This is a genomic window from Nocardia sp. NPDC049707 (assembly GCF_040674855.1).
GTDB lineage: Bacteria > Actinomycetota > Actinomycetes > Mycobacteriales > Mycobacteriaceae > Nocardia.
On record NZ_JBFANN010000042.1, the window covers coordinates 1 to 26,095 of the forward strand.

Annotated in this window: 23 protein-coding genes and 3 pseudogenes; 15 read left to right on the forward strand and 11 right to left on the reverse strand. The window is 64.9% G+C overall.

Features of this window, described 5'->3' with window-relative positions:
- Positions 1-102: 102 nt before the first annotated feature.
- Positions 103-906, forward strand: a complete 804-nt coding sequence (locus AB0J29_RS28915; RefSeq protein ID WP_364793113.1) for a CE1759 family FMN reductase — start codon at positions 103-105, stop codon at positions 904-906.
- Between the two features lie 1,207 nt (positions 907-2,113).
- On the opposite strand, the gene AB0J29_RS28920 is transcribed toward AB0J29_RS28915, so the two are convergent.
- Entirely contained in the window at positions 2,114-2,917 is an 804-nt protein-coding gene (locus AB0J29_RS28920; RefSeq protein ID WP_364793116.1) for an SAM-dependent methyltransferase, read from the reverse strand.
- Between the two features lie 628 nt (positions 2,918-3,545).
- Between AB0J29_RS28920 and AB0J29_RS28925 the strand changes: the two genes are divergently transcribed.
- Complete coding sequence (locus AB0J29_RS28925; RefSeq protein ID WP_364793119.1) at positions 3,546-3,800, forward strand: transposase; 255 nt, start codon at positions 3,546-3,548, stop codon at positions 3,798-3,800.
- A gap of 755 nt (positions 3,801-4,555) precedes the next feature.
- Here the strand turns inward: AB0J29_RS28925 and AB0J29_RS28930 are convergent.
- On the reverse strand, positions 4,556-4,855 hold the full coding sequence (locus AB0J29_RS28930) for a hypothetical protein (RefSeq protein ID WP_364793122.1): 300 nt from the start codon (positions 4,853-4,855) through the stop codon (positions 4,556-4,558).
- A gap of 425 nt (positions 4,856-5,280) precedes the next feature.
- Between AB0J29_RS28930 and AB0J29_RS28935 the strand changes: the two genes are divergently transcribed.
- Both AB0J29_RS28935 and AB0J29_RS28940 read left to right on the forward strand, forming a co-directional pair.
- On the forward strand, positions 5,281-6,171 hold the full coding sequence (locus tag AB0J29_RS28935; RefSeq protein WP_364793125.1) for a class I SAM-dependent methyltransferase: 891 nt from the start codon (positions 5,281-5,283) through the stop codon (positions 6,169-6,171).
- A 1,126-nt stretch (positions 6,172-7,297) separates the two neighbouring features.
- The gene (locus tag AB0J29_RS28940; protein ID WP_364793128.1) at positions 7,298-7,741 is read left to right on the forward strand and encodes a phage tail protein; all 444 of its coding nucleotides are present in this window, start codon (positions 7,298-7,300) and stop codon (positions 7,739-7,741) included.
- Positions 7,742-7,897: 156 nt separating this feature from the next.
- On the opposite strand, the gene AB0J29_RS28945 is transcribed toward AB0J29_RS28940, so the two are convergent.
- Positions 7,898-8,824: a helix-turn-helix transcriptional regulator gene (locus AB0J29_RS28945; RefSeq protein ID WP_364793131.1), complete on the reverse strand. Its 927-nt coding sequence runs from the start codon at positions 8,822-8,824 to the stop codon at positions 7,898-7,900.
- A 162-nt stretch (positions 8,825-8,986) separates the two neighbouring features.
- Here AB0J29_RS28945 and AB0J29_RS28950 point away from each other — a divergent pair, with 162 nt between their 5' ends.
- Complete coding sequence (locus tag AB0J29_RS28950; protein WP_364793134.1) at positions 8,987-9,277, forward strand: hypothetical protein; 291 nt, start codon at positions 8,987-8,989, stop codon at positions 9,275-9,277.
- Between the two features lie 282 nt (positions 9,278-9,559).
- Here AB0J29_RS28950 and AB0J29_RS28955 read toward each other — a convergent pair whose 3' ends face one another.
- From AB0J29_RS28955 to AB0J29_RS28970, 4 genes and pseudogenes are all read right to left on the reverse strand, one after another.
- Positions 9,560-10,240 (reverse strand): GntR family transcriptional regulator, encoded by a 681-nt coding sequence (locus AB0J29_RS28955; RefSeq protein WP_364793137.1) that lies wholly within the window; start codon positions 10,238-10,240, stop codon positions 9,560-9,562.
- Positions 10,227-10,394 (reverse strand): annotated as a pseudogene (locus AB0J29_RS28960) (maleate cis-trans isomerase); the annotation flags it as partial. The gene AB0J29_RS28955 and the pseudogene AB0J29_RS28960, both read right to left, overlap by 14 nt.
- 11 nt (positions 10,395-10,405) lie before the next feature.
- Positions 10,406-10,516 (reverse strand): annotated as a pseudogene (locus AB0J29_RS28965) (DUF3830 family protein); the annotation flags it as partial.
- A 17-nt stretch (positions 10,517-10,533) separates the two neighbouring features.
- Entirely contained in the window at positions 10,534-11,781 is a 1,248-nt protein-coding gene (locus tag AB0J29_RS28970) for an aminotransferase class III-fold pyridoxal phosphate-dependent enzyme (protein WP_364793140.1), read from the reverse strand.
- A gap of 91 nt (positions 11,782-11,872) precedes the next feature.
- Between AB0J29_RS28970 and AB0J29_RS28975 the strand changes: the two are divergent.
- The 7 genes and pseudogenes from AB0J29_RS28975 to AB0J29_RS29005 form a co-directional block, all read left to right on the forward strand.
- A pseudogene (locus AB0J29_RS28975) lies at positions 11,873-12,109 on the forward strand (aldehyde dehydrogenase family protein); the annotation flags it as partial.
- A 45-nt stretch (positions 12,110-12,154) separates the two neighbouring features.
- Positions 12,155-12,283: a hypothetical protein gene (locus AB0J29_RS28980; RefSeq protein ID WP_364793143.1), complete on the forward strand. Its 129-nt coding sequence runs from the start codon at positions 12,155-12,157 to the stop codon at positions 12,281-12,283.
- Between the two features lie 80 nt (positions 12,284-12,363).
- Positions 12,364-13,251: an ectoine/hydroxyectoine ABC transporter substrate-binding protein EhuB gene (ehuB, locus tag AB0J29_RS28985; protein WP_364793146.1), complete on the forward strand. Its 888-nt coding sequence runs from the start codon at positions 12,364-12,366 to the stop codon at positions 13,249-13,251.
- A gap of 4 nt (positions 13,252-13,255) precedes the next feature.
- Positions 13,256-13,981 (forward strand): amino acid ABC transporter permease, encoded by a 726-nt coding sequence (locus AB0J29_RS28990; RefSeq protein WP_364793149.1) that lies wholly within the window; start codon positions 13,256-13,258, stop codon positions 13,979-13,981.
- Complete coding sequence (gene ehuD / locus AB0J29_RS28995; protein WP_364793152.1) at positions 13,981-14,649, forward strand: ectoine/hydroxyectoine ABC transporter permease subunit EhuD; 669 nt, start codon at positions 13,981-13,983, stop codon at positions 14,647-14,649. Before AB0J29_RS28990 ends, ehuD begins: the two co-directional genes overlap by 1 nt.
- 4 nt (positions 14,650-14,653) lie before the next feature.
- On the forward strand, positions 14,654-15,418 hold the full coding sequence (gene ehuA / locus AB0J29_RS29000) for an ectoine/hydroxyectoine ABC transporter ATP-binding protein EhuA (protein WP_364793244.1): 765 nt from the start codon (positions 14,654-14,656) through the stop codon (positions 15,416-15,418).
- Positions 15,419-15,443: 25 nt separating this feature from the next.
- Positions 15,444-16,181, forward strand: coding sequence for a glutamine amidotransferase (locus tag AB0J29_RS29005; RefSeq protein ID WP_364793155.1), 738 nt, complete (start codon positions 15,444-15,446; stop codon positions 16,179-16,181).
- A gap of 6 nt (positions 16,182-16,187) precedes the next feature.
- On the opposite strand, the gene AB0J29_RS29010 is transcribed toward AB0J29_RS29005, so the two are convergent.
- The gene (locus AB0J29_RS29010; protein ID WP_364793157.1) at positions 16,188-17,075 is read right to left on the reverse strand and encodes an MHYT domain-containing protein; all 888 of its coding nucleotides are present in this window, start codon (positions 17,073-17,075) and stop codon (positions 16,188-16,190) included.
- A gap of 882 nt (positions 17,076-17,957) precedes the next feature.
- On the opposite strand from AB0J29_RS29010, the gene AB0J29_RS29015 reads away from it, so the two are divergent.
- Both AB0J29_RS29015 and AB0J29_RS29020 read left to right on the forward strand, forming a co-directional pair.
- On the forward strand, positions 17,958-19,220 hold the full coding sequence (locus AB0J29_RS29015; protein ID WP_364793159.1) for a cytochrome P450: 1,263 nt from the start codon (positions 17,958-17,960) through the stop codon (positions 19,218-19,220).
- Positions 19,221-19,405: 185 nt separating this feature from the next.
- Positions 19,406-20,632 carry a cytochrome P450 gene (locus AB0J29_RS29020; RefSeq protein ID WP_364793161.1) on the forward strand — a complete coding sequence of 409 codons (1,227 nt, stop codon included), beginning with the start codon at positions 19,406-19,408 and terminating at the stop codon, positions 20,630-20,632.
- A gap of 196 nt (positions 20,633-20,828) precedes the next feature.
- Here the strand turns inward: AB0J29_RS29020 and AB0J29_RS29025 are convergent, their stop codons facing one another.
- From AB0J29_RS29025 to glpK, 3 genes are all read right to left on the reverse strand, one after another.
- Entirely contained in the window at positions 20,829-21,590 is a 762-nt protein-coding gene (locus AB0J29_RS29025) for a hypothetical protein (RefSeq protein WP_364793163.1), read from the reverse strand.
- A 200-nt stretch (positions 21,591-21,790) separates the two neighbouring features.
- The gene (locus AB0J29_RS29030; protein ID WP_364793165.1) at positions 21,791-23,470 is read right to left on the reverse strand and encodes a glycerol-3-phosphate dehydrogenase/oxidase; all 1,680 of its coding nucleotides are present in this window, start codon (positions 23,468-23,470) and stop codon (positions 21,791-21,793) included.
- 77 nt (positions 23,471-23,547) lie between these two features.
- Positions 23,548-25,068 carry a glycerol kinase GlpK gene (glpK, locus tag AB0J29_RS29035; RefSeq protein ID WP_364793167.1) on the reverse strand — a complete coding sequence of 507 codons (1,521 nt, stop codon included), beginning with the start codon at positions 25,066-25,068 and terminating at the stop codon, positions 23,548-23,550.
- A gap of 255 nt (positions 25,069-25,323) precedes the next feature.
- Between glpK and AB0J29_RS29040 the strand changes: the two genes are divergently transcribed.
- Complete coding sequence (locus tag AB0J29_RS29040) at positions 25,324-26,088, forward strand: IclR family transcriptional regulator (RefSeq protein ID WP_364793170.1); 765 nt, start codon at positions 25,324-25,326, stop codon at positions 26,086-26,088.
- The last annotated feature ends 7 nt before the right edge of the window (positions 26,089-26,095 follow it).

Here is a 26,095-nt window from a genome sequence, read left to right on the forward strand (position 1 = left end):
AGGACTCAACGCGTCCAGGAACACCAAGTGCTCACCTACCAGCCGGCTACCACCAAGGAGTTTGCCGGATGGCTCACTCCCAGAACTGATTAGGAACCCCGGATGAACGACACCACAACGGCCACCTTGGCTGTCGTGAGCGCAGGAGTGAGCGCCCCGTCCTCGACCAGACTGCTTGCCGACCGGATTGCTCAGAAGGCATTGGATGCCCTCCGCGCCTCCGGAGTGCCCGCCACCGTGACGGTGATCGAACTCGGCCCGATCGCCGTTGATATCGCCCGTTCGCTGGTCTCGGGATTCCCGAACATGGCCGTTCAGGATGCGATCGACAAGCTCGCCGAAGCGGATGCAATCATCGCGAGCACACCGGTGTACAAGGCCGGGATCAGCGGACTTTTCAAGTCGTTCGTGGACCTGATCGACAACGATCTGCTGATCGCCAAGCCGGTGATCCTCGCGGCGACGGGCGGGTCCGCCCGGCATGCGATGGTGGTCGATGAACAGATGCGCCCGCTGTTCGCCTTTCTGCGTACTCTGCCGTTGCCGACATCGCTGTACGCGGCTACCGAGGACTGGAGTTCAGCCGACCTGGGCAAGCGCATCCGCCGCGCGGCAACCGAACTGGCCGTGCTGTTGCGCAGCGGCGCGCCGCGCGAGATCGCCGACGACAACTGGGACGGATATCAGCACCAGTTCGGCGGCAATGCCACCAGAGCCGAGAAGGTCACTGCCGACATCGATTTCGACAGTGATCTGATGCGATTGGCCGCCGGCGGTTCGGTGCGCCACAACCGTGAGCGGCCCGCAACGCCAGTGCCCGCGAGCGACCTCGACGGAACTGCTCCCGGCCCGCACCGCGACGGCAGCAGCAATGACGGCGTTCCGAACAGTTACTCGGACGGTTAGCCGGACGGTGGCGCTAGTCCACGGTTCCGGCTCGCGGTGTATCCAGGATCAGCTCGAGTGTGCGGCCGGCGCCTGCGGCAGCTTCATTTCTTACAACGAATTCGTCGACCGGGTCGTATCGAATGTGCGGGTGCTGGGACACGTCGACGGCAGGACAACGACGCCGAACTCGGGGCGATGGCCTCGACTGCGCAGGTCATGCGCAGATAACCCGAAAGTAGCTACATGGTGTCGGTTCCACCGAGTAGCCTACGATTCCATGAGCGCATGCGAGGTTTGCGGTAACGACTACGCTATGCCGATCGTCGTCGAGGCTCAGGGAAGGCGGCATGTCTTCGACTGCTTCGAATGTGCGATCCACCGTATGGCACCTATCTGCGAGCATTGCGACTGCAAGATCATCGGCCACGGTGTGGAGGCAGATGGTCGATTTTTCTGCTGCGTGCACTGCGCTATGTCCGAGGGGGCCAAAGGCTTGGTCGACCACGTGTGAGGGTGGTGTCGTCCCGGGACCGAGGGGCCTCGTCAATCCGGGCGATTCCCAACGCGATTCGGCTTTGGGCATCGGGGCGCCCACCTACTCCGCTGTCCGGCGATAGCGGCCTTCGCCTCTCCGGCAACTGGCAGAGGCGTACTGATCAGGCGGACCGACGTCCGGTCTTCGTAACGGCCTTCGGAATGCCTGGATGCCCGGCGATCGCTGGAATGGCGGTGTATTCGTCCCGTGCAAGTCTGGCTCACCATCCGGGGCCAAGTAACTCCACACACGACCGCATCGATGCTCTTCCGCAGGTCATGGTCGACACCGGAGCATGGACCAAAGGCTGGGGCTGCGGGTTGATCCCGGAACGCAGGGGCGGCCGCGTCCTCGCCGGGCGCACCGGCGCGATGCCGGCTTCCAGTCCGCGCTGACGTTGGACCGCGCCACCGAAGTTGCGGTGGTCGCGTTGGCCAACGTCATCCGCGGGATCAAGCCTGCTGACCTCGCCGCCGAAATCCTTTGCAAGGCAATCGCATCCCAGCCGACACAACCGCCACGCGAATGGCAGCCTGTGTCGTGCCCACTGGAGACCGTCCGCTTCTCGGCAGCTGGTGGTCGGAAGCCGACGCAGGGAGTAGCCGAGTTCAATGCCGAAGGGATGCTAGGAGATCGGCTGCGTGCCGTGCTGTCGGCTCGAATGCCTCGTTCCTGGGTGCGGGGGTTGTATTACTTGCGTGCAACGCCCGCGTAGGCGGACACTTGCGCGTCCATTTTCTTCGGCGGTGCGACACCGTCCGGGTGCCAGCGGTGCGGCACCTCTACACCGGGATCGATCAGCTCTAGTCCCTGGAAGAACCGCATGAATTCGTCTCGGCTTCGGACTTGGCATGGCAAGCCGCTGCGGCGGTAGATGTCGACCACGGTGGCTATTGCCGTCGGATCGAAGTCTGGCGTGACGTGTGTCATCACTAGATACGAGCCAGGAGCGAGCCCGTCCATCAGAGCATCGACGATTCCGTAGGGATCCTGCTCGTCGGGGACGAAATGCATCAGGGCGTTGAGACTGATCGCGACCGGTTGGGACAGGTCAAGTGTCTCGAGCAATCCCGGTGCGTTGAGGATCTTTTCGGGTGTCGTGACGTCGGCGGAGACGTAGTTGGTGCGCCCCTCCCGTGAGCTGACCATCAATGCCCGGGCGTGGACGAGCACGATCGGATCGTGGTCGACGTAGACGACTCGCGCGTCAGGTGCAACCTGTTGGGCCACCTGATGCAGATTCGGCTCGGTCGGGATACCGGTTCCGATATCGAGGAATTGCCGAATGCCCGTGTTTGCAAGGAACCGTGTCACGCGGTGTATGAAGGCCCTGTTCTTCTGCGCGGCTACCCGCACTCCCGGCCAGATGGCCACTACCTGTTCAGCCGCTTCCTCGTCCGCGCTGTAATGGTCCTTGCCGCCGAGGTAATAGTCATACATTCGGGCGGTGTGGGGCTGATTCTGCCGCAGGTCGACGGGGGAGCCAGGTTCCACGGGTCGGAGTCCTTTCATAGTCGAGGCAACGTCAAGGTAGCAAGCGGGCGGTATGGGGCGTGTCGTCTCAACCTTGTTGGGGGGGTTGCACTTTGCGGCCCACTATAAACGTGTGAGCGCGCCGACCACTGCCATGCAAGTCTACTGGGCGCCTTGGATCCGGCCTCTACTACGGAACCCGAGATCGCAAGCGCTGGACCGAGTTTCGAGCCCTCCCGCAGTCACTGCGCCAGCGTTGTCCGGGCGAGAAGTTGTCTGTGATCGTCGATAACTAGTCCCCGCACAGACGCCGCGAGGCGCTTGGTCGGCGTGAGCGTCGATCCGCTGGCCCGACGGATGGTCACCAGCCGCGGGTTCCAGGAACACACCGCCGTTGGTAGATAGTCTGATTGACCTGCCGATCGAGCATGAGGACGAGAAGCGGAGTGCGGCTGCGGTTTTCGGTGTGGACAAGTTGCGGGAGCTGGTGAAGCAGGCCCGCACAGTGGGCATGCAGTTGACCGGCGAACGCGGCATGCTTGGCCGGTTGACAAAGTTGGTGGTGGAGGGGGGAGATGGACGACGATCTCGGATACGGCAAGCATGAGCGGGCCGGTCACGGCAGCGGTAACTCCGGCAACGGCCGCCGATGACCGAGGCCGGGCCGGTGGAGATCGCGGTCCCGCGCGACCGTACGGGAAGTCTCCAGCCGCGAATCGAGTGGCGGCTGACCGAGATCGAGGACAAGGTGATCTCGTTGTCGGCCAAGGGCATGACCACCGGCGACATCAGAGCTCACCTGCGTGAAGTGCATGAGGCGGAGGTGTCGAAGGCGACGATCTCGGCGATCACCGACCGGGCGCTCGAGGCGATGGCCGACTGGCAGTCACGTCCGCTGGACTAGGTGTTCATCGACTGCATCCACGGCAAGATCCGGGAGGACAACGTCGCCACCGACCCGATCTACGTCGCGCTAGCGGTCAACCACCGAGGGCTGCCGTGAGGTGTTCGGGCTGTGGGCCGGCGAGCCCGGTGCCCGTGCGGGTGCCGAGCACTGGCCGCGGGCACTGACCCATCCAACCTCCTCAGACGCAACATCCCACCACACGTTGCGTCCACGGGGCCCTCACCGAGATCAAGAACCGTGGCGTGAACGACGTGCTCATGCTGGTCTGCGACGGACTCGAAGACTTGCCCGAGCGCAGGTGTGGCCGAAGACGGTAGTGCGGACGCCCGCCCGCACCACTTCGCTGCCCATCGCCCATCTGGCCCGGCAGTCTCGGCGCGGTCAACCGCGCGGGCGGTCGGCGCAGCAGGCGCGCTGAAAGAGGTGCGCGTCCCGCGGCACTGCCGCCACGACGGGTTGCGTTTCGAACTCGCCCGGAGAATTTTCGTCCGTCCGGCGAGTTGTCCGAACGGCACGAAATCCGGTGTTCAAGGAAGCTCAGGGCGCAGAGCGCGGAGAGCTATCTCGTTGGCAGGCAAACGGAATCGTCAGAGGGTTTACCTGCCGCGGCCACTCGACACTACGAATGGCCGATTTGATCACGGCAAATTCACTGCAATAGTGCGTACTCACCGATGCTCGGCGTAGCGGCACGAAAAGAAATCCGGCCCAGAGGGGCGGCATGGAGGAAGCGGTGATCTACCGAGAATGAATCAGGCGGCGTGCTTGGGCTGGTTCAGGTCCCTGATGCCGGTGATCGAATTGATGATGTTGAGGATCGCGGAGGTGCCGCCATCGAGGGCCGAACTGCCGGAGTCGAGCGTGGCCGAACCGGTGGACGAGCCAGCCGAACCGGTGGACGAGCCAGCCGAACCCGAGGATGAGCCGGCGCCGGCCAAACCCGAGGCGGAGCCGGTGGCGGGGGAGTTTGCGGCGGAGGCCACCGCGACCGGGCCGACGAACAGGGCGGCGGCGGAGAGGGTGGCGACGGCAATGACCTTGCGAGAGAACATGTTCGGAGCTTCCTTTCACAGATGGATAACGACGCCATCACGGCGCGCACAACAGATGTTATGAAGTAGAGATCTGCAAATCCACATTTCCTAATGTGGGATTAATCACCGTTAATAATGGGCTAACGGTATATTTTGCCGAGGTGACGTAATTTGATCTTCATCTCGGATGCGAATTACATGATCAAATTCGGTTGATCTATTCAACGGTGCCGATATGGCGGGCGGATACGATCTCGTGGCGGACCCTCGATCCCCGCAAGGACGGGATCTCGAGCCGACTACGCACTCTGGACTCGATGCCGTCTTGCGCCGTCTCTTCCATGCGCTGCCATCCCGCATCGAAGCGGCCAGATGTGGAAGTTTGCTCGCGGTGGCGGTCCGGTGCCGTGATTTCCCGAGGTCCAGCGAGTACGTTGGCGATCATGCGTACCGAGGGAGATAGCTGGGACATCAATACCAGCGTCGGTTCGACCGCGATGTTCGTCGCTGCGGCCCGTGCCCTGGCCGGTCGGCAGCCCGGCGCGCTGGCCGTTGACCCGCTCGCCGAGGTCTTCGTGCGCGCCGCTGGCGGAGAGTGGGTGGCACTGCTGGACGGCGAGCTGCCGGGCCATCCGCTGTCACAACCCGGATTCGGCCAGGATTTCCAGCAGCATCAGCTCGCCAGGACCAAGTATTTCGACGACTATTTCCGGGCCGCGACGGCCGCCGGGTTGCGGCAGGTGGTGATCCTGGCCGCGGGCCTGGACGCCCGCGCGTACCGGCTGTCCTGGCCCGACGGCACCGTGCTGTTCGAACTCGACCGCCCGCAGGTGCTCGAGTTCAAGCGCGAAACACTGTCGGCCCACGGCGACAAACCGCGCGCCGACCGCCGCGAGGTGCCGGTGGATCTGCGCGCGGACTGGCCGGCGGCCTTGCGCGCACACGGCTTCGATCCAGCGAGGCCGACTGCCTGGCTGGCCGAGGGCCTGCTGATCTACCTGACCGCGGACGCCCAGGATCGGCTGTTCGAGACCATCGACTCGCTCAGCGCTTCGGGCAGCTGGGCGGCCGTCGAGCAGCTGGACCAGCTGCCGGCCGAGGCCGTGGCGGCGATGACGGAGCGCTCCGACAACAACGCCCGCACCGAGTGGTTCAGCCTGATCTACAACGATCCGCGCACCGACACCGCCGAGTGGTTCGCCGCCCACGGCTGGACCGCCGACCGCATCGAACTGCGCGACTACCTGCGTGCCCATGGGCGGCCGGCGTCGAGTGTGGACCCGAACGAGGGCCCGTCCGGTCTGACCAGCCTGGTCACCGCGGTTCGCCCCTAGCGGGCCGTCCGACCAGCTCGCTGGTGGCCGCGCGCCATCACTTTCCGCCGGGATGGCCGACGGTGGACAGGGCGGTGGTCCAGTCGGTGGCGATGGTGTCCTGCCTCGACCCGCCTGTCGCCTGTGAGTTCGCCACCAACCCGACCTCATGACCGCCGCGACAGCGCACCGACCAGCCGCACCGACCACATCCGACTCGCGGGCTGTCGCCGACCTCGTCCCGTACCGGATCCTGGCCGGGCACACACCCGCCGACGCTGAGCAGGCCGTCGCCGGGGCGCTCACGGCGATCGGCGTCTCCCCGAGGCCACGAGGAGCTACGCGATGGCGTTCGCCGCTTATTGCCAGAGCCGCTGACAAGGCAGGGGCTGCAAAGCTTCTCGCATATCCTGGTCGATCAGAATTGTTGCGACTTGCAGTTCGTGCACGGCCTTGGCAAAAGCGTGGGCTGCTACGGAGTCTGCCCAGTAGTGCAGTAATGGCCAACCCGGAAACTTAACTGTGACATGGCATTGCATTACTTCGACGATGTGGCGGACGTGTGGTGCGGGGTCCGAGATCGGTAGTTCCATGAGGATGTTCGCTTGGGCGTAGCTTCGGGTCGGACGCAGGGCCCGGTCGCGGGCATACAGTGGGGTTTACCCGTGCCAGCCGCTTACCGCGCTGACCGATGGAGACTCATTTCTCCGAACCTGCTGGTTCGGCAGCGGGGTCTCCGACCGGTGGTAAGTACATCGGCTTCGTCAACTGCGGAGCCAGTAACAAGAAGTCCAAAGTGTGAGCCAGTTCACCCGATTGGCTTTGTGTGTTCCTCCAATCGACCCGGCGTACCTCCCTGTGGGCCGATCGGGGTGTTGCACCTGCGGTTGCGGTCGTCGCACCGGACAGTGCGCCAGCCAGGAGTCTCGACTAGACGCCACGGTTGCACATGGCTGTGCCACTTATCGCTATCTGCTGCGGGCTGCCACAGATCGCCGCATCATGGGTGATGTGGGTATAGCCCCACGTGTTCCAGCCGAGTTCGTTGTGTTCTCCATGACGTAGACGATGGCGCGAGAGTACGCACAGGTCTCGTTACCTCGGGTCACGAGACCTGTGCCGCGCCCCGACAGGCAAGGAGATTCCCATGGCTATCGGCGACACAATCAGCGGTTCCACCTTCGTTGTCGATCTGGGAAAGTTCGAGGTGGAAACTGTTCAGCAGGTGTGTGGGCTATCGTTCGGGATGGATACGGTCGAGATCAAAGAAGTGACTCGCGCTGGTGAGGTGCTCGTCAGGAGACAAGCGGGCTCTCGCCGCGGCGGGGAGATCACGATCACTCGCGGGGTGGATCGGAGCCAGGTGTTCACCGACTGGATCCAGAAGACCATGACCAAGCGAGATATGGACGATGTTCGCGAAGACATCACGTTGATGGTGCTGGGTCCGGATAAGAAGCCGGTCAAGCGGGTTCACCTCTCGCGCGCATGGGCGTCGGGTTGGCACCGAGATGCGCTGGATGCCGCGAACGGTCCGGTGAATGAAGCGGTGACAATCGCCTACGAAGACATCGTGGTCGAGGACGCCTGAATAGCGTGCGGACCGAGCCGAAGGCGGTCCATGAGCAGCTGGCGAGGGCCGAGGTGGGGAACGGCGCACCGCCCTCGCCAGCTGTCTTCGGGTGGATGGCCGGATCGTACGGTTTCGGATCGCCGCCCGCTGGTCCGGCCCGCCAGGCTGTGCGCACTATGTGCCGCTCATGTCCGGGTCGATCCGACGCAGCGCGGAGGCCAGCCACTCACTCGCGCGGTGCTCGGTTGGCATCGCGGCCAGTCCGTGTGTCGCCTCCTCGACTGCTTCGGCCGTGTGACCGAGCAGAGCCAGAACACCGCCGCGTTGCACAGCCGCGAATCCGGTGCTCCACCAATACATCGATGCGGGGGGTTCGATGCCGTCGGCTGCTTCCACCGCTGCGTCGGCCATGGCCAGCGCGCGCTGTGCTTCGCGTCTATCCCCTTGCGCGGCAAGCAGTTCAGCTCGCCGCATTCGCCCATAGGCGCTGACGATGGGGTGCGCTCCCGCTACCGCCAAAGCGGCGTCCGACAGGGCGACGACCTCGCCGTAATTCCCCGCGCTCACCGTCACGTAGCCGAGGAACCCCAGGCTGTGTGCGAGCCGGTCCGGGTCGCGGGACTCCTTCGCCAGGCTCACGGCGGTGCCGAGGCTACGCCGTGCGGCAACGTCAGCCCCGATCGCGTGCTCCAGCCAGCCCCGGTATTGCGTTACCTCCGACGCGAGCGCCGCCGCCTCGGCGTGCGGCGTGCGCGCCGCACGGGCAAATGCGTCGGTCATGGCGGACATGCCCCGCGCTGCCGGAAGTACCGCCACGGCCCCGGCCGCGTCCTCGATTCGACGGGTAGCCGCCAACATCACTGCCACGTCGGACAGGGCAGTTGTGTCGACGGTGGTCGGCGTTCGCGCCACTACCGTCAGCCGCTCCAAGTCCGTGCCCAGGACCCTCTCGTAGGCGGCGGAGACACCGGCAGGTACCGGACGCTGGCCGGTCTCGATCAGCGACAGGTACGCCTTGCTGTAGTAGCTCCGCTCGGCCATCGCGCGCAACGAGATACCCGCCGCCTCGCGAGCGGCACGCAGAAGCGCACCCGGTTCCATTGCTCCAGCCTAACGGGCTGATGGGGCTGTGGACGCCTGTGAACAGCGAAATCCTGTGCGGCCCAGCTCTTGCCTCATAGCGTCGATCCAGCCCCGCCGCCGGGTCGACTGTGTTCCCCGGCGGTGGGAGCTCGCCAACGACAGGGGACGAAGGGCAGGGAAATGTACGCGCTCGGTTGGATTGATCCGTGTTCGCCGACACCGGAATGGGATTCGGCTCAGGTGCATCGTTTGGCGCGGCGGTTGGGGTATCCGCTGTTGTGGGCCGACCCGAGTTCGGTGTTGGGTCTGGCCGAACAGGTCGAGTCGTCGGGTGCGGATGTGGTGTTGTTGCCGTCGTCCGCGCATGTGGACGCCGTGACGCTGGATCGTGTGATGGCTGTCGCCGATGTCGAATGTGCCGCGCCGCGAACGTCGTTCGGCAGGTGGCCGATGCGTGGGGTGCGCCGGTGAGCGGGGCGCAAGTCGGACTCGTGTTCGTGATCGGGCTGCCGCTCGCGGTGGTCGTCGCAATGATCTTCTGGCTGTCTGACTACGACGAGTGAGACGCCGTTGGAGCCCTTCGCCGGACCGGCCTGACCAGGAGGGCCGATTCTGCATCAGCCCAGCCGGTCGCCCTGGGCCGATGCATGGCTTACGTTGTGGCACAACATGATCAGCGGCTGCAATCGTCCTCGAGTCGGCGGAAGTGATAGAGGCTCGGGATGAAGTCGTGCAGGGTGGGACGGCGAGATGTCAGGTCGCCTGTTCGCCGATGCTGTACTGGTGGCGCAGGCGCTGGACCGCGTCGTCCATGTGTTCGACCAGCAGAGTTCGGGCCTGGCGTACTGGTCCCGAGCCGATCGCGTCGCGCAGTTCGACGTGCTCTCGGGCTTGTTCGCGGAGGTCGGGATACGCTGTTTGTAAGGCGCCCAAGCACATTCGGGTTTCGATCAGTAGGGAGCGGGCCGCTCGGACCAGTCGAGGGCTGCCCGCGCTCTCGACGAGTGCTTCGTGGAAGGCTTGGTCGGCGTCGGAAACGCCTGCGGCGTCGCCATTTTCGGCGGATGCGCGCATGGCGGTGACGCTGGGCTCCACAGCCGCATAGGCGATATCTCGGCGGCCGTCGAGGATGAGGGCGAGTGCGCCGCCTTCGATGGCGGTTCTGGCGCGGTAGATATCGACGACGTCGTTGATGGTCAGTTCGATGACGAAGATGCCGCGGTTGCGGATGCTGTACAGCAGACCCTCGGTGAGCAGGCGCTGCAATGCCTCGCGGACGGGGCCGCGGGATACCCCGAATCGGGTTGCGAGGTCGGCTTCGCCGAGTTGCGCGCCGGGGGCGAGGTTGCCGCGCATGATCGCCTCGCGGAGCCGGTCGGCGATCATTTCCGCCGTCGACTGCCGGTTCACCGGCTCGAAATCAACGACCGACATGAATATGCCTTTCCGCGAAGAGGGAGCCGAGCGTGGCGGATGCCGGCGCTTCACCGATCAGCCGCAGGCCCTCCCAGATGGTGACCTGATCGGCCGTCAACACAATCTTGCCCAAGCGTGCTTCGAGTTCCGGCACTACCCCGAGGGTATGCATGCGCCCTCCTGCGGCAGCGCATCCCACACCGCCGCGCAGATCCGCGTTGCTTCCGCGTCGAGCAGTCGGGCTCGGCAGGTCACGCCCGCCTTGGTCAGGGTGATCGAGATGTAGCGGGCCATCGGTTCTCCCCTCCTGGTCACCCGGCGAGTTCGGTGAGCACGGTCGACCAGATCGCGAGCGCGTCGTCGATCTGGGCATCGGTCACGATCAGCGGCGGGATCATCCGCACCACGTTCATATAGGCACCGCAGGTGAGCAGCAGCAGCCCCTTTTCGACCGCGAGCCGCTGGACCGCGATGGCCGTCGCGGTATCGGGTTCGCCTGTGGCGGTGGTGAATTCGGCACCGCAGAGTAATCCGAGGCCACGCACATCACCGATCGCCTTGGTTGCGTTGTCGCGCAGTCCGGTCAGCAGTTGTCCGCCGCGTGCGGCGGCATTGGCCACCAACCCCTCCGATTCGATGACCTCGAGTGTGGCGATCGCCGCCGCACAGGCCACCGCATTGCCGCCATAGGTGCCGCCCTGCGAGCCGGGCCAGGCCTTGGCCATCAGCTCGCGCGGCGCCGCGATTCCGGATAGCGGGAACCCGCTGGCCAGGCCCTTCGCCATGGTGATGATATCGGGGCGGACGCCGAAGTGCTGATGTCCGAAGAACTTTCCGGTCCGGCCGAAGCCGGTCTGGATCTCGTCGAAGACAAGCAGAATGCCGTGCCGGTCCGCACGTTCGCGTAGCCCGCGGAAGAACGCGGTGTTGCCGGGGATGTAGCCGCCCTCGCCGAGCATCGGTTCGACCACGAATGCGGCGGTTTCGGCGGGGGAGGTGATGGTGGCGAAGAGGTAGTCGAGTTCGCGCAGTGCGAAGTCGGTGGCTTCGGCCTCGGTCCAGCCGTAGCGGAATGCGGTGGGAAACGGTGCCACATGCACACCGGACATCAGCGGGCTGAATCCGGCGGAGAAGCGGGTGCCCGAGGTCGTCATGGTCGCCGCTGCGACGGTGCGACCGTGGAATCCGCCGTGGAAGACAACGATATTCGGCCGTCCGGTGGCCTGGCGGGCCAGGCGCAGCGCGGCCTCGACCGCCTCACTGCCGGAGTTGGCGAAGAACAGCGTGTCCAGGCCCTCGGGCAGCACCGTGCCGAGGCGTTCGGTGAGTTCGAGCAGCGGCCGGTGCATGACGGTGGTGAATTGGCCGTGGATCAGCTTGGCGACCTGGGCCTGGGCCGCCGCGACCACGTGCGGGTGGCAGTGACCGGTGCTGGTTACGCCGATGCCCGCGGTGAAGTCGAGATAGCGGCGGCCGTCGGTGTCATAGAGGTAGCAGCCCGATCCATGGTCGACGGTTACCGGGGTGGCTTGTTTGAGAACGGGGGATAGCTCGGTCATGATCCGCCTCCAGGGCGCGTATCCACGATCTATCTATTGTTGGATTGTTGACAATATGCATAACACGGCCACGGGGTTCGCAGCAATGGCCGAAGGCGCGAACAACACGCCATATGGACTGGTCGGCTATGTTTTCACCGAAAATCTGCGGCGTGGATTACGAGTGTGTGAAGCATTGGAAACCGGATTGGTCGGGCTGAATCAGGGAGTAGTTTCCAATCCCGCCGCGCCCTTCGGCGGCGTGAAAGAATCCGGGCTCGGCCGCGGGGGCGGACGCATCGGCATCGACGAATTCCTGGAGACCAAGTACATCGGAGTGCAATTGTGAATGCATCGCTGGGCGATTCCATGCCGAGTGGCGGGCGGGCGACGGGTGGGGCGAACTGTCGGATCGCGACCCGCGACCACCAGTGAGTTCGGCCGCCCCATTGCCCGCCGCGCGGCCGAATTGGTCGAGACCGGTTCGGTATTCGCGCAACGTTGGGCCGGTATCGTCATGTGACCGCAATGAATTCGGCAGGGCGACCGCAAAGTTCATCCGCGACCATGGGGCAACTCGTGTGTCTGCGGAAGGACGGGGTCATGAAGTTCGAATTCGGGGGTGCGCGCGGTCGATTGCGTCGCGCCATGGCCGCGGCGGTGGCCGCGGCCAGCCTCGTGATGGTAGCGGGCTGTGGACTGGGCGGCGATGATGCGGCGGCGGTGACCTACGAGGATGCGAAATCCTCGGGCAAAATCAAGGTCGGCTTCGCCAATGAGGCGCCGTGGGCATTCCTCGGTGCGGACGGCCAGTTGACCGGATATGCGCCGACCGTCGCCCGCGCGGTATTGAAACGACTCGGCATCAATGAAATCGAAGGCGTGGTCACCGATTTCGACGGACTGATCGACGGCGTTCGGGCCAAGAACTACGCATTCGTTGCCGCGGGCATGTTCATCAACCCCAAGCGATGTGAGAGCTCGGCATTCGCCACTCCCGACTACCAAGTCGGCTCGGCATTCCTTGTGCCGGAAGGTAATCCACGCAGTATCAACCGGTTCGAGGACATCACCCGGGATAACGTGAGGATAGCTACGCTGGGCGGTGCGGTCGAGAACGGCTATGCGCAATCCGCCGGTGTGCCATCCCAACTGATCGAGCCGATGGCCAAACAGGACGACATCCTGCGCGCGGTGCGCAATAACGACGTCTACGGCGCGGCGATGCTGGATGTCACCGCCGGATGGCTGGTGAAGAACAATCCGGACGCCAAGCTGGCGGTCGGACCGTCCTTCCGCTTCGGCACCAGACCGGATGTCGGCACCTTCAACTTCCGTATCGGCGACGACAAGTTCCGCGAGGACTTCAATCGCGAACTGCGCGCACTCCACGAAAGCGGTGAATGGTTGAAGCTGGTAGAGCCGTTCGGCCTGACCAAGGCGAACGAGGCGGATCCGGCGGCCACGGCCGAGCAGTACTGTACGGCCTGACCTCGTGTCGTCACATTTCTCGACCTACCTCGAGCGGGTACTCCAGGGTCTGCCCTTCACGCTGTGGGCGGCGGTCGGCGGTATCGCGCTGACCGTCGTGCTGTCCTTTGTCGCCGGGATCGCCATGCTGTCGCCGTATCTGCCGGTGCGGTTCGTCACCCGCAGCTATGTGGAGGGGTTCCGGGGCAGCTCGGAGGTGGTGCAGCTGTTTTTCTTCGCGGTGGCGATTCCGATCTTCTTCGGGGTATCGCTGGGGGCAACGGCGAAGGGGCTGCTGGTCATCGGCATTGTCGTGCTCGGTCTCAACCATGGTGCCTATGGCGCCGAAATCGTCCGGGGTGCGATCGGATCCGTGCCGCGGGCACAGCTCGAGGCCGCGATCGCGCTGAATCTTTCACCGGCGCAACGCATGTGGCGAGTCATTCTGCCGCAGGCCGTGGTGGAGATGCTGCCGTCGTTCAACAATCTGTTCATCCAACTCGTGAAAGCCACTGCGCTGCTGAGCTTTATCGCGGTGCCGGAGGTATTCAAGAAGGCCGATGAACTGCGTGCGGTGCCCGAATTCTCCCGCGAACTCGGTCTGATCTATGCGATCCAGTTGGTCGTGTACCTGCTCATCGCGGTGGTCGTCACGGTGATCATGCGGGCGCTGGAGCTGATGGCGGCCCGGCGGGTCGGGCGGCGGCCGCAGCGATCGAGCAGCCGACTCTCGGCACATGTGGGGGTCTGATGGAGAAATGGCGGTGGGACCGCTTCTTCGACGCCTTTCCCTTCATTTGGGATGGGCTGCTCGTCACGATCCAGTACACCCTGCTCGGATCGCTGGTCGCTTACCTACTCGGTCTGATTTTCGCGGTGATCCGGCGGCTGCGGATTCCGGTGGTCGATCAGCTGCTGTGGGCATTCATCGAATTCATCCGCAGTACACCGCTTTTGGTGCAGATCTTTGTTCTCTACTGGGTGGTGCGTCCGGATCTGCTCGGCGGGCTTTCCGTCGACACCCAGCGTCTGGTGGTCGGTGTGACGGCACTCGGCGTGCACTATGCCTGCTACACCTCGGAGGTGTTCCGCGCGGGCATCGACGCGGTGCCCGCGGCGCAATGGGAGGCGGCCACCGCACTGAATCTGCCGCGCACGCGCACCTGGGTCGATGTGATTCTTCCGCAGGCCGTGCCGCGCGTGCTGCCCGCGCTGGGCAACTACACGATCGCCATGTTCAAAGAGGTGCCGCTGCTGTCCTCGATCGTCATCCTCGACATGGTCTATCAGGTCAAAACCGAGTACGCGGCCGATACCGGTGGCGCGGGACCCGAGGCCTGGTTCGCGGCCGGTCTGACCTTCCTCGCGCTGAGCTATCCGTGCTCGATCCTGGTACGAAAGTTGGAACGACGTGTCTGAACCGATGATCCGATTCACCGGTGTGGAAAAGCGCTACGGCGCTACGCTGTGCCTGGACAAACTCGATTTCGCCATTGCGCCAGGCGAATTCGTCAGCTTGATCGGGCCGTCCGGCTCCGGCAAGACCACGATTCTGCGTCTGCTCATGGGACTCGAACGGATAGACGCGGGCACCATCGAGGTCGGTGGCGAACTGCTCAGCCACCAGCGGCGCGGCGACAAACTGGTGCCCGCCGGTACGACCCACCTGCGCCGGATGCGACGCAAAATCGGCATGGTCTTCCAGCAGTTCAATCTGTTCCCGAATATGACCGTGCTACGCAATGTCACCGAAGGTCCGATCCGCGGTCTCGGTCAGTCCAAGGACACCGCCGAGGAGCGGGCGCGAAAGTTGCTCGAACTGGTCGGGCTCACCGACAAAATCGACGCCCGTCCCGCACACCTGTCCGGCGGCCAACAGCAGCGAGTCGCTATTGCCAGGGCGCTGGCCATGGAGCCGGAAGTGCTGCTGCTCGATGAGGTGACTTCGGCGCTCGATCCCGAGTTGGTGACCGGAGTGCTGCATCTGCTGGCGGATATCGCGGCCGATACCGAGATCACGTTTCTCTGCGTAACCCACGAAATGCGGTTCGCTCGAAAGGTTTCCGATCGCGTGCTGATGTTCGACGCCGGGCGGGTGCTCGAGGACGGTGACCCGGAAAAGATCTTCACCGCTCCCAGCCACGATCGGACGCGCGAATTCTTACAGGCGGTATTGGATGAAAACTGAGCGCCGATCTTCCACAATCTGATGCATGACCAAGCCGTGTCTAGTCCTGCAGCTGCGGCCGGAGCGCCCCGCAGCGGATGACGAATATCGCGCCATTCTGCGCATGGCTGACCTCGAGGTGGGTGACACGGTGCGGGTGCAGATGGACCGGGAATTCCCGGACATCGATCTCGACGATTACTCGGCGGTCATCGTCGGTGGCGGGCCGAGCAATATCAGCAGTCCGGACGCCGAGAAATACGGGTATCAGCGGATATTCGAACCCAAGCTGAAGAAGCTGATGACCGAGATCGTCGGCCGGGATTTCCCGTATCTGGGCGCCTGTTACGGATTGGGTATCCTCGCGGATGTGCTCGGCGGCGAGGTGAGCAGCCAGCAGTACGGTGAGGCCGTCGGCGCGCAGACCATAGAGCTTACCGAGCACGGCCCCGCGGACCCGCTGCTAGTGGGTATTCCGGCAACATTCCGGGCGTTCGTCGGACATAAGGAAGCCTGTCAGGATGTGCCACCCGGTGCGGTGCTGTTGGCCGGATCGGCCGATTGCCCGGTACAGATGATCCGCGTCGGACGAAACGTGTACGCCACCCAATTCCATCCTGAATTGGACAGCGACGGACTGGCATTGCGCATCGAAGTCTACCGGCACGCAGGCTATTTCGAACCGCATGAGGCCGAGGAGCTGATCGAGCTCGGTCATCGGGAAACGGTCACGGTGCCCAGTGTGATTCTGAGCCGATTCATCGCGCGGTACTGCCGCGGGTAGGGCCGATTACCGGTCGGAATCGAGCTCGCGATGACGCGCTCGATGTTCGGTGCGCGAGTTGCTCCGCAGTGTCCAGCCAGGTGAGTCGGGGCGGCGCACTTCGGTAACCATCGGCCAGGCTCCGGTGGTCGTTGCCGTCGTTTCGCGCCGGACGGGCAGCGCTTCACGGGAGCTGCGTTCGTCGACTTCGGCGAGTCCGACGACCACCGTCAGCATCATGATGACCAGCGTGACGGTCACGATCAGCGGTGTCACCAGTTGCAGGGGTTCGATGCCGCTGGCGTCGACCTGGTGCTCGGCATCGCTGGCGTGCATGGATGTCATGCCGATGTAGTGCATTCCGCACACCGCCACACCCATGATCATTGCGGCGCCGATGGTGGCGAACAGACCGCGGACATGCAGCATGAACCACAGCGCCGCGGTGGCCGCGACCACCGCGATCACGATCGACACCGCGACCGTCCCGAGGTCGTATTCGACGTGCGCAGTGGTTTTCATCGCGTACATGCCCAGGTAGTGCATGGCGGCCACGCCGAGTCCGGTGATGGCGCCACCGATCGGAAGTGCCACGAATTCGTTCCGTCCGCGCACGACGATCGATAGCCCGACCCATACCACCACGATCGCGATGACCGCGCTGAGCAGCGTCATCGGTATGTCGTAGCGAATGGTGGCGCCGCGGATGGCGAAGCCGAGCATGGCGGTGAAATGCATGACCCAAATGCCCGCGCCACCGAGGGAGACGGCGGCTGTGGCGAGCCACCCGCTCGGCGATTCGGAAGTCCGGGCGTGGGTCACACAGCGCAGTGCGAGGACGGATCCGATGAAGGACATGAGGTAGGCCGCGACCGGGGTGAGCCAGCCGTGGCTGAAATGATCGAGTTCCAGCATGTGTACTCCGCGGTCACCACTCGTGGCGATGGGGCCGGACGCTGGTCGGAAGTGGCAACCAGCTGTCTGTCCGGAGCAGCGGCAGTAAACCAGTGAACATCAGGTGGAACCTCTCGATCTGCGGAAATTTACACTGTCGTTTCCGCTGGCCGCTGACGATAGCCAGGTTGGTCGGTGGTAGCCAACTCGGGTGTGAGATCACAGCTGACGCATGAGCCTCCGGACAGCGATTGTCCAGCGCTCGGTCCTGCGGGCCGGGTTCGCCGGGCCGCCCGACTCGCGCTCGGTATTACCGAGGCGGTTTTCGATTCGCTGTCTGCGCGTCCGCTGCCGAGCGCCCGAGTAGCCATCGCGCGATTCCTGCGCGATGGTGCCGTTCGGATGGTCCACAGCGGGCAACAGCGCGGCCCCTGTCGGAGTCCGATCGTGGTTCCGCCGATGCTCGACAGCAGCCGTTCGACCCGTGCGCAACCGCCGGTCTTCGAACTCGCGAGCGACGTGATCCATAGCAGCTCAACATATTTGCCAGTTGTGCCGGGTTCGCGGTCGGCGCGAAACGACGGGTGGGGCGTTGTGCGCCAATGGCGAGAGAGTCCCTCGCCGATGCTGATAACGTTGGCGCGTCGTCGAGTTCTGAGCAGCTGTGGGCCGTCCGATGATTGTGCATCGAGATCGCCTGTCCTGCAGGGGCCGTGGTTGACCGCAGTCGCTGTGGTCGCCTCGCCAGGGTTCGAGTTCTCGGCGCGGACCTCATGGCCGGGGTCACATACGGTCGGCGTCGCGAGGAGGGCTGAACTGAGTGCTGTGGCCGCAGGCTGTGCTATCGCCGCGGTACTCCCATTGATCCTGGCCTCTTGCTGATCCAACGTCTGGAGTCACGCTTTGACCACGCCACAGTCAACCCGCACCACCGCGACCGGCGGATGCCCCGTACTGCATGGCTCACCGCTCGATGCGGGCGAACCCCGAGTGCGGTTGCATACGCCGGAATTCGCCGCCGATCCGCATCGGGCCTATCGGGAGGCGCGGAGCCTGTACGGGTCGCTGGTGCCGATGGAGTTGGCGCCGGGTGTGCCCGCCACCCTGGTCGTCGGGTATCAGACCGCGGTACGAATCCTCAATGATCCGGAGCATTTTCCGGCGGATCCGCGGTATTGGGAACAGACCGTTCCCGACGACTCGCCCGTCAAGCCGATGATGAGGTGGTATCCGAACGCACTACGCAATGCCGGGCTGGCGCATACCCGCTACCGGCAGGCCTATACCGGCAGCATCGACGGAATCGATCTGCACGAACTGCATTCGAAGGTCGAGAAGATCGTCATCCCGGTGATCAACACCTTTTGTGAGGTGGGTGCGGTCGACCTGGTCACCCAGTACGCGCTGCCGGTCGTCTTCGAGGTCCTCAACCAGATGGTCGGCTGCCCAGCGGAACTGGGGCAGCGGGTCGCGACCGGTACGGCGATGCTCTTCGACACCGTCGAGGCCGCCGCCGGTATGGCGATGCTCAGCGAGGCGCTGATGGAACTGGTGCAACTGCGCCGGGCCGACCCCGGCGACGACGTCACCTCGCGGATGGCGCACCATCCGTCCAGGCTCGACGATACCGAGATGCTGTGCCAGCTGATCAGTTTCTACGGCGCCGGCATCGAGCCGATGCAGAATCTGATCACGAACACCCTGCTGCTGATGCTCACCGACGCCCGGTTCGGCGGCGAAATGCTCGGCGGTAGCCTCTCGACCCGCGACGCGCTCGACGAGGTGTTGTTCAACGACCCGCCGATGGCCAACTTCAGCATCACTTATCCGCGTCAGCCGATCCTCATCGACAACACCTGGTTGCCCGCCAATCAGCCGGTCGTGGTGAGCCTTTCGGGCTGCAATAACGATCCGGCGATCCGCGGCGGCGATCGCACCGGCAACCGCTCACATCTGGCCTGGGGCGCCGGGCCGCACGCCTGCCCCGCGAAATCCGTTGCCTACCTGGTTGTTCAGGACGCGATCGATCAGCTGCTCGACGCACTCCCGGAGCTGGAGTTGGCCGTGCCCGCGGACGAATTGGCTTGGCGGCCCGGACCGTTCCACCGGGCGCTCGCGGCACTGCCGGTCGTCTTCCCCAAGTCCCCTCCGCTGCCCGTGTTCTAACAAGGCGTCTGTGAACTCCGGGGAGTCTCGACGCCGTCCTTCTCGGCCTCCGATGTCAACTCCCGATGTGGGTGTGGGCACCGGCGCCCGCGTCATCCGGGCTGATTTCACATGGCGCCTTCACACCGCACGTGACACACCCCGACCAGCCACCAAGTTCTCGGATGCTATTCAAGGAGATAACGATGGAGCATGAACCGATAGTCCTGGATCTGACCGGCGTCGATATCCAGGGCGAGAACGAGCGGATCCGGGAGCGTGGGCCGGTCGCACTCGTCGCCCTGCCCGGCGGCGTGCCCGCATGGTCGGTGACCGACGCCGCCGTGCTCAAGAGTCTGCTCGCCGATCCACGGGTGTCGAAAGATCCTCGGCAGCACTGGTCTTCGTTCATCAATGGCGAGATCACCGAGGAGTGGCCGCTGCTGCCGTGGATCTCGGCCGGCAATATGTTCACCGCGTACGGCACGAACCACCGCCGCCTGCGCCGGCTGGTCTCGCCCGCATTCACGCACCGTCGCACCATGGCACTGCGTCCGCGGATCGAGGCGATCACCGAGAGGCTGCTGGACAAACTCGCGGCCACGCCGAAGGGCGAAGCGGCCGATCTGCGCGAAGGTTACGCCTATCCGGTGCCGATCGAGATCATCACCGAAATGATGGGCGTGCCTGAACATCTCGGTCCCGCGTTGCGCAAACACGTCGACGGCTTCTTCGACACCTCGTTCGGGCCCGAAGAGGCGCAGGCCAACTACCTCGAAATGTACCGCCTCGTCAGCGAACTCGTGGCCTACCGGCGCGAGACCCCGGGTGACGATGTCACCAGTGTTCTCATCGCCACCCGCGACGAGGACGATGGCTCGCGGCTGAGCGAGAAGGAACTCGTCGATACGCTGATGCTGGTCATCAATGCCGGTCACGAAACCACGGTCAATCTGCTCGACCAGGCGATCTTCATCCTGCTCACTCATCCCGAGGAGCGTGCCGATCTGGTCGAGGGCCGGGTGCCCTGGTCGGATCTGGTGGAGGAGACGCTGCGCTATGAGGCGCCGGTCGCGCACCTGCCACTGCGCTACGCGGTCGACGATATCGAGCTCGGTGAGATCCGAATTCCCAAGGGCGAGGCGATTCTGGCGTCCTATGCAGCCGCGGGCCGCGATCCGAACCTGTACGGTGCCACCGCCGCGACCTTCGACCTGCACCGGGTCAATAAGGAACACCTGTCCTTCGGGCACGGCGCGCACCACTGCATCGGCGCCTCGCTCGCCCGGCTCGAGGCGACGATCGCCCTTCCGGCGATCTTCGAGCGCTTCCCGAATATGCGACTGGCCGTGGATCCGGCGGAATTGGCGTCGGTCGGCAGTTTCATCTCGAATGGACACCGCACGCTGCCGGTTCTCCTGGACGGGGAATAGATCGTTGTCGGGGGTGCTGCAAGTGGGCACCCCACCAGCGCGGTGCCCGCGCCGACGACGATGAGCAGCATCGTGAACAGCTGACCCGCACCGGTGCGCGGGTGAACCTCGCGAAAGCCGACTGATTCGGCGTAACGGGCTCACGCGAGGATGTCCACCCGCGGCAACGGTCACATCCGGCAATGGCCGACGTGCGTCAGGAAATTGTCGGTTGTTCCTGGGGCGGGATCGGGGAGGTGGCGCCGTCGATCGCGCCGACCGCGGCGCCGACGGCCGCGCCGACCGCCGCGGCCGGTGCGGCGATCACCCCGTAGCCGATGGCCGCGCCGATGACAGGGACGACCAGCAGTCCACCGGGGAGGAAGGGGATTCCGGCGATAAAACCCGAGACCGCGCCGACCATCGCACTGGTGGCGGCGAGCGGGCTCGCCAAGGTAGCGCCCACGCTCGCGCCGATGAGGGCGTCACCGATCACCGCACTGGCCATCCGGTCGGAGCGAGCGCGTTCGAAGCCCATCGACTGAATGCCCTGGGACAGTTGGGTTTCGGTACCCGCGGACGCATCGTTGATCTGGGCGGCCAGATCGAGTGGTAGGAAGTCCGGGCGATCGAGTTGGAGATTGCCGATGCGGATGCGGTTGTCGGGGATGGTGGATGTTTGTATGCCTGGGTCGGGCTGCGTCGCGTCCACCGGCTCGGTGGCGGCGGGCTTCGGATCGGCCACCAGTGTGATGGCGCTCCGCAGCGGCGCGGCAGCGAATGCGATGTTGTTGTCGACCGGAGCCGATGGCTCGACGACGAATCCAAACGGGGTGGGATTGCCCAATGATTGCGAGTCAGCGGTCGCGGGTGTGGCGCTGATCAGGATGGCGGACAGCGGAACCGCACTGGCTGAAGCGAGTGCGACGGTTCGCCGATGTATTGGGCGAGTCCGCGCTGCCTGTCGATGTTTGCCCATAAGTAACCTCATTCCGAATGTCGATGCTTACTTACCTACATTCGGAACGGCCGATCTTTCGGATGAATATGCGTTGGGCAATTTTCGGGTCCGCTGCCATATCGCCATGCCTTTCCGCAATCAGGTCCCGCCCCTGCGGACCCCACGAACATGCCTCGGCCTCTCGAACAACCGACTTTTACGGATCAGCTCGCCTGGACTCAAGCGACGCCAACCAAGCGCGCGGCATTGGCCGATTCGTCGTCGTCGGCCTTGTTCGCGGCCAACTCCGCGGCCACCCGCTCGCGGTAGCGGGTGATCTCGCGATCCGTGGTCGCGCTATCCCAACCGAGTCGGGCGCCCATGCGGAAGGCCACCGCCGGTGCGGCGGTCAGTCCGCGGTCGGCCGTCTCGATCGAGATGCGGGTGCGGCGGGTAAGGACATCGTCGAGATGCAGTGCGCCCTCATGGGTCACCGCGTAGACGACCTCGGCGCCGAGGTATGCACCGGCACCGGGAAGTGGTCCGGCCAACGCCGGTTCGGCCGCTATGAGGTCGAACAGCTCGGAGACGCCCGACCCATAGCGACCGAGCAGGTGCTCGACGGTCGCGACGGGCAGACCGGCCCGCTGCGCGACGCTGTCCACATCGGCCGCCAGTTCCGCGTAGCCGACGGCACCCAGCAGCGGCAGGCGTTCGGTCACCGACGGTGCGGCCGCACGACCGAGCCCCTTGCCGGCGGCATCCACCACGTCGGCGGCCATCACCCGGTAGGTGGTGTATTTACCGCCCGCGATCACGAACAGACCCGGAACCGGTTCCGCGACCGCGTGTTCCCGCGAGAGCGTCGCGGTGTCGGCGGATGCGCCCGACAGCAGCGGTCGCAGACCTGCATAAGTGCCGACAATATCGTTGCTGGTCAACGGCTCTCGCAGCACAGCATTCAGATGATCGAGGATGTACTGCACATCGGCAGCGCTGGCAACAGGATGGTTCTTATCCAGCGTCCAATCGGTATCGGTGGTGCCGATGATCCAATGCCGGGCCCACGGGATCACGAACAGCACACTCTTCTCGGTCCGCATGATCAGACCGGTGCCCAGGTCGAGTCGCCCGCGCGGTACCAAGATGTGCACCCCCTTCGACATGCGTACGTGGAATGGGAAATCCACGCCGGTCATCTTGTTCATCTCGTCGGTCCAGACGCCGGTCGCGCTGATCACCCGGCGGGCGCGCACGGTGTATTCGCGACCGGTTTCCACATCGGTGACATGCGCGCCGATCACCCGCTCACCGTCGCGCAGCAGTCCGGTGACCTTGGTGCGGGTGAGTACCGTCGCGCCGTGCTGGGCGGCGGTGCGAGCAATGGTCATGGTGTGGCGGGCGTCATCGACCTGTGCGTCGAAGTAGCGGATCGCACCGATCATCGCATCGTCGCGCAGGGCGGGCGCCAATTCCATTGCGCGCGCGTGCGACAGGTGCCGGTGCATGGGCAGCGCCCTGGCCCCGCCGATGGTGTCGTACAGTGCGACGCCCGCGCCGATGTAGGCCCGCTCCCAGACCCGGTGCTGCAGTGGCAGCAGAAACGACACCGGGCGCACCAGATGCGGGGCCAGCCGGTGCAGCAGCAGGCCGCGCTCCTTCAACGCCTCGCGCACCAGCCAGAAGTCGAGCTGTTCCAGATAACGCAGGCCGCCGTGGATGAGCTTGCTGGACCGGCTCGAGGTGCCCGCCGCGAAATCCCTTGCCTCGACCAGGGTGACGGTCAGGCCGCGGGCGGCGGCATCGAGGGCGGCACCGGCGCCGACCACGCCGCCGCCGATAACCAGTACGTCGATTTCGTTGTCGCCCAGTGTTTTCAATGCATCGGCGCGGTAGTTCGAGTCCAAACGTACGGACACGGGATGTCTCCTTGTTTCGGTGCTGAGTCTTCGAGCGGGGTCACCGCTAACGATTGCTTGCAGATCGCCCGAAAGGGTCAGTCGTCGACGTCGATCCAGTCGAGCGTGCGCGCGACCGCCTTTTTCCAACGGGCGTAACCGCGTTCGCGCTGCTCCGCGGTCCAGGCGGGAGTCCAGCGCTTGTCCTCGCGCCAGTTCTGTACGAGTTCGTCGGTGTCGCTCCAGAATCCAACCGCCAGCCCGGCCGCATAGGCCGCGCCGAGTGCGGTGGTCTCCGCGACCACCGGCCGTGAGACCGGCACATCGAGGAAGTCGGCCTGCAACTGCATACACAGTTCGTTGGCCGTGATGCCACCGTCTACGCGCAAGGTGTCCAGGCGCACACCGGAATCGGCCTCCATGGCCTCGACGACATCGCGGGTCTGATAGCAGATCGACTCCAGCGTCGCCCGCGCCAGATGGGCATTGGTGCTGTACCGCGACAGCCCGACGATCACCCCACGCGCATCCGAACGCCAATACGGTGCGAACAGTCCGGAGAACGCGGGCACGAAGTACACTCCACCGCTGTCCTCGGCCTGCCTGGCCAGCGATTCGCTTTGCGCCGCACCGGAAATGATGCCGAGCTGATCGCGCAACCACTGCACGGCCGAGCCGGTGACCGCGATCGAGCCCTCCAGCGCGTACACCGGCTTCTCGTCGCCGAACTGGTAGGCGATGGTGGTGAGCAGTCCGTGCCGGGAGCGCACGAGTTCGGTTCCGGTATTGAGCAGCAGGAAGTTTCCGGTGCCGTACGTGTTCTTGGCTTCGCCGGGGCGGAAGCACACCTGACCGACGGTGGCCGCCTGCTGATCACCGAGCACACCAGCCAGCGGCACCGCGCCGCTGAACGGTCCGTCCGCGCGGGTCCTGCCGAACAGTTCCGGATTCGACGAGGGCGCGATGGTCGGCAGCATGGCGCGCGGAATTCCGAACAGTGACAACAGTTCGTCATCCCAGGCGCAGGTCTCCAGATCCATCAGCATGGTGCGGCTGGCATTGGTCGGATCCGTGACATGCACGCCGCCGTCGATGCCGCCGGTGAGATTCCACAGCAGCCAGGTATCGGTGGTCCCGAAGATGGCCTCGCCCTTGTCCGCATCGGCGGCGACGCCGGGCACATTGTCGAGGATCCAGCGCAACTTGCCACCGGAGAAGTAGGTGGCGGGCGGCAAACCCGTCTTGCGGCGGATGATTTCGCCGTGACCCGCGCGCTCCAGTTCGGCGGCGATCTTGTCGGTGCGGGTGTCCTGCCAGACGATGGCATTGCAATACGGCCGCCCGGTCCGGCGATTCCACACCACGGTCGTTTCGCGCTGATTGGTCACCCCGACCGCGGCCAGCTCGCTCGCGGTGAGATTCGCCTTGTTCAGCGTGGACACGATGGCCGAACGGGTGCGCTCCCAGATCTCGGTCGGATCGTGCTCCACCCACCCCGGGCGCGGCAGGATCTGCTCGTGCTCGAGCTGGTGCCGGGCGATCTCATTGCCGCCGTGGTCGAACACCATGAAGCGGGTGCTCGTGGTGCCCTGATCGATGGCGCCGACGTACTGGCTCATCGCCGTCCTTTCGGAAAGCCGGCCGCGGTCGCGGCCGCCGGAGGCGACGTTACGACCGGATCGCCGAAGCGGACATAGCGAGCGTTCGACAATGTCGAACGGTTGTTGCTGGCCATCGCCAGGTGGCGTCACTGCTGTCCAGCAAGAGTGGAGGTCGCTGGGGTGCAGGTCACACTGCGCGGCGCGGGTGTTGCTCGTCGGACCGTGCGTGTTCGACATTGTCGAATCGGCAGGTTCCGGGATAGGTTTCCGCGTATGCCCGGCCCGATTCAGTCGATCGAACGAGCGGCGGCCGTCTTGCAGCTGCTCGCTCGGGGTTCGGGCCGTCTCGGGGTCGGCGAAATCGCTGGTGCGCTCGGGTTGGCCAAACCAACCGCACACGGCATCCTGCGCACATTGCAGGGTGTCGGATTCGTCGAACAGGATCAGGCCAGCGGCAAGTACCAGCTCGGCGCGGCCGTACTGCATCTTGGTACCAGTTATCTCGACAGCAACGAACTGCGCTCGCGGGCGATCAACTGGGCCGATGCCCTGGCCGCGCGGACCGGGGAGTCGGTGCGCATCGGTGCCGCGGCGGACGAAAGCGTGGTCGTCGTGCACCACGTCTTCCGGCCGGACAACACCGAACAGGCACTCGAGGTCGGTGAACTGCTACCGGCGCACGCGACCGCGCTCGGCAAGGTGCTGCTCGCCTATGACGCCGAGCTGGCCGCCGCCGTTCGCCGTGGTGAATTGGCGCCGCACACCCGGCGCACCATTGTCGACCGGGTGGCGTTCACCCGGGCGCTTGCCGCGGTCCGGCAGGCCGGATGGGCCGGGGAGACCGAGGAATTCCGCCCCGGGGTGGCCGGTATTGCCGCGCCGATCCGGACGCACGGTGGACTTGTGGTCGGTGCGATCGGGATCAGCGGTCCGGTCGACCGGCTCTGCGATCCGCAACTGCGGCCCCGGCCGACGTTGGTCGGGCACGTCCGCGACGCCGCGCACGCGGTGTCACGGGATCTCGTCGCCGGACACTGACTTTCGT

Coding starts and splice junctions, on each gene's coding strand:
- AB0J29_RS28915 (WP_364793113.1), top strand. CDS start 103: ATGAACGACACCACAACGGCCACCTTGGCTGTCGTGAGCGCAGGAGTG.
- AB0J29_RS28925 (WP_364793119.1), top strand. CDS start 3,546: ATGACCGAGGCCGGGCCGGTGGAGATCGCGGTCCCGCGCGACCGTACG.
- AB0J29_RS28930 (WP_364793122.1), bottom strand. CDS start 4,855: ATGTTCTCTCGCAAGGTCATTGCCGTCGCCACCCTCTCCGCCGCCGCC.
- AB0J29_RS28935 (WP_364793125.1), top strand. CDS start 5,281: ATGCGTACCGAGGGAGATAGCTGGGACATCAATACCAGCGTCGGTTCG.
- AB0J29_RS28940 (WP_364793128.1), top strand. CDS start 7,298: ATGGCTATCGGCGACACAATCAGCGGTTCCACCTTCGTTGTCGATCTG.
- AB0J29_RS28945 (WP_364793131.1), bottom strand. CDS start 8,824: ATGGAACCGGGTGCGCTTCTGCGTGCCGCTCGCGAGGCGGCGGGTATC.
- AB0J29_RS28950 (WP_364793134.1), top strand. CDS start 8,987: ATGTACGCGCTCGGTTGGATTGATCCGTGTTCGCCGACACCGGAATGG.
- AB0J29_RS28955 (WP_364793137.1), bottom strand. CDS start 10,240: ATGTCGGTCGTTGATTTCGAGCCGGTGAACCGGCAGTCGACGGCGGAA.
- AB0J29_RS28970 (WP_364793140.1), bottom strand. CDS start 11,781: ATGACCGAGCTATCCCCCGTTCTCAAACAAGCCACCCCGGTAACCGTC.
- ehuB (WP_364793146.1), top strand. CDS start 12,364: ATGAAGTTCGAATTCGGGGGTGCGCGCGGTCGATTGCGTCGCGCCATG.
- ehuD (WP_364793152.1), top strand. CDS start 13,981: ATGGAGAAATGGCGGTGGGACCGCTTCTTCGACGCCTTTCCCTTCATT.
- ehuA (WP_364793244.1), top strand. CDS start 14,654: ATGATCCGATTCACCGGTGTGGAAAAGCGCTACGGCGCTACGCTGTGC.
- AB0J29_RS29005 (WP_364793155.1), top strand. CDS start 15,444: ATGACCAAGCCGTGTCTAGTCCTGCAGCTGCGGCCGGAGCGCCCCGCA.
- AB0J29_RS29010 (WP_364793157.1), bottom strand. CDS start 17,075: ATGCTGGAACTCGATCATTTCAGCCACGGCTGGCTCACCCCGGTCGCG.
- AB0J29_RS29020 (WP_364793161.1), top strand. CDS start 19,406: ATGGAGCATGAACCGATAGTCCTGGATCTGACCGGCGTCGATATCCAG.
- AB0J29_RS29025 (WP_364793163.1), bottom strand. CDS start 21,590: ATGGGCAAACATCGACAGGCAGCGCGGACTCGCCCAATACATCGGCGA.
- glpK (WP_364793167.1), bottom strand. CDS start 25,068: ATGAGCCAGTACGTCGGCGCCATCGATCAGGGCACCACGAGCACCCGC.
- AB0J29_RS29040 (WP_364793170.1), top strand. CDS start 25,324: ATGCCCGGCCCGATTCAGTCGATCGAACGAGCGGCGGCCGTCTTGCAG.